Origin of the sequence: Candidatus Collinsella stercoripullorum, from assembly GCF_027669965.1 — a bacterium.
GTDB lineage: Bacteria > Actinomycetota > Coriobacteriia > Coriobacteriales > Coriobacteriaceae > Collinsella > Collinsella stercoripullorum.
This window is the reverse complement of record NZ_JAQECM010000096.1, coordinates 1-1,982: the sequence shown is the minus strand read 5'-3', so window position 1 is coordinate 1,982 and position 1,982 is coordinate 1. Positions and strand designations below refer to the sequence as shown.

The following is a 1,982-nucleotide window of genomic DNA, read 5'->3' as shown; positions in this document are numbered from 1 at the left end:
GGCGGGCGGCCGGCTCGACGTCGGGCTGGCGGCGTCCGCGCTGGCCGACCCCTCCCTCTGGGTCGCCGCCGCGGGCTCCGCGCTGGCGTCGGCGGGCCTGTCCGCCGCGCTCGCCTGGGCCTGGAACCGCTGCCTCGACGGGCGCGGCACGGGCGCCTACCTGCTCGCCTACCTCGTCCCGCTCGCCTGCGGCATCGCCGTGGCCTGTCTTGCACACCCTATGGAAATTGCCAGCTCGACGCCCCTGCAGGCCGCTATGGTGGCGGGCGCGGGCGCGGCATCCTCTATAATCGCTTGCATCTATGTCTATCTGTTCGGCTACCGCAAAGAACGACCGGAGAGTGATTGTTCGTGAACTTCCTGAGTGCCTTCGAGGACCACGTGGCGGGCATCTTCGGCGCCGCGCGCGCCCCGTTCTCCTTTAAGAAGCTCGCCAAGCAGGCGGCTCGTGAGATGGAAGACCAGACGCTCGTGGTGAACGGCGTCAACACGGCACCCGCTCTGTACACCATCCTCATCGCCAACGACGACGACCCGCTCATGGCGCCCTACTACCCGCAGCTCACGCGCGAGGTGAGCGAGTTCGTGAAGAACAACGCCGAGAAGAAGAGCTACGCCTTCGTGGGCGAGCCGCTCGTGCGCTTCATGATCGACCCCTCGCTCAAGGCGGGCAAGTTCTCCGTGTTCGCCGAGAACGTCGACGCCCCCACCCTCGGGCGCCTGTACGAGGAGGAGCGCGCCTATCAGAAGGGCCTGTCCGGCCAGATGAACGTGGTGAGCCCGCGCCCGGCGCCCGGCCGCGCCGAGGCCCAGCGGGCCGCGGCCGACGTCGCGCCCGACCCGTTCGCGCCGATCGACCCGCTCTCCGCCCCCGACCCGTTCTCCGCGGTCCCCGACCCGGCGGCAGCCCCCGTGCCCGTGCCCAAGACGGTCACGCTCGCGGCGATGGCGGGCATGGGCGGCGCCGCGGCGACCGGCGCCTCGGCGGGCGTCCCCGCCTCCGCCGTCCGCCAGCCGCGCCCGGCGGCCCCGCTCGCCCAGCTCGTGGACGTGGTCACCGGCGACACGCTGCAGATCGCCTCCTCCCGCTGCATCGTGGGGCGCGAGCGCGCCGCTGCCGACGTGGTGCTGCGCGACCCCAACGTGAGCCGCCGCCATGCCGAGCTCATGTACACCGGCAGCGACTGGTCCATCGAGGACCTGAACTCCACCAACGGGACCCTCGTCAACAACCGCAGGATCACCCGCTGCCCGCTGCGCAACGGCGACCTGCTGACCTTCGGCCTTTCCACCTTCGAGTTCAGGGGCTGATGCGCTCATGATCGACCTCATCCTGTACGCCGGGCGCATCGTCCTGGTCGTCCTGCTCTACATCTTCCTGTTCGCCGTCATGAAGACCGGCGTGGGGCTCGTGCGCGGCCAGCGCCGCGACTCGGCGATCTGGACGATCGACGTCGACAAGGGCCCGCGCGGCATCCGCGGCATCCATGTGGACATGCTGGGGCCGGTCATCGTGGGCCGCTCCCCCAGCTCCGACATCTGCATCAACGAGCCGTTCGTCTCGGCCTCCCACGCGCGCTTCTCCCTGCAGGGGCCCGCGCTCGTGATCGAGGACCTGAACTCGCTGAACGGCACGCTCGTCAACGGCCGCCCGCTCGCCGAGCCGGCCACCCTGCGCGAGGGCGACGAGGTGCAGATCGGTGACGTCGTGATGAAAGTGAACCGCCGATGACGGACGAGGAGCGGATCTTCCCGCAGGGCCGGGACGGCCGGGGGATGCGCGACGAGGCGTCGATATCGGAGCTCTCCCCGCAGCCCGTGATGGAGTTCGAGCCGCGCGACGCGGCGCCCTCCGATCGCGCCGGCGCGGACGGGGCGGACGCGCCGCTCGAGGCGGCGCACTTCGCCGCGAGCGCTCCCGCGCCCGACCCCATCGCTGCCGCCGCGCACCTCGCCGAGCCGACCGCCGACCCGGATGAGGG

The 1,982-nt window shown here is 71.4% G+C and carries 4 protein-coding genes; all 4 read left to right on the top strand.

Annotated elements, in window-relative coordinates:
• On the top strand, positions 1–355 hold a 355-nt coding region (locus PHA29_RS10465), incomplete at its 5' end, for a hypothetical protein (protein WP_270849579.1).
• Positions 352–1,311 carry an FhaA domain-containing protein gene (locus tag PHA29_RS10460; protein ID WP_270849578.1) on the top strand — a complete coding sequence of 320 codons (960 nt, stop codon included), beginning with the start codon at positions 352–354 and terminating at the stop codon, positions 1,309–1,311. The genes PHA29_RS10465 and PHA29_RS10460, both read left to right, overlap by 4 nt.
• Positions 1,312–1,318: 7 nt before the next feature.
• Positions 1,319–1,732 (top strand): FHA domain-containing protein, encoded by a 414-nt coding sequence (locus PHA29_RS10455; RefSeq protein ID WP_270405867.1) that lies wholly within the window; start codon positions 1,319–1,321, stop codon positions 1,730–1,732.
• On the top strand, positions 1,729–1,982 hold a 254-nt coding region (locus PHA29_RS10450), incomplete at its 3' end, for a hypothetical protein (protein WP_270849576.1). The genes PHA29_RS10455 and PHA29_RS10450, both read left to right, overlap by 4 nt.

Coding starts and splice junctions, on each gene's coding strand:
- PHA29_RS10455 (WP_270405867.1), top strand. CDS start 1,319: ATGATCGACCTCATCCTGTACGCCGGGCGCATCGTCCTGGTCGTCCTG.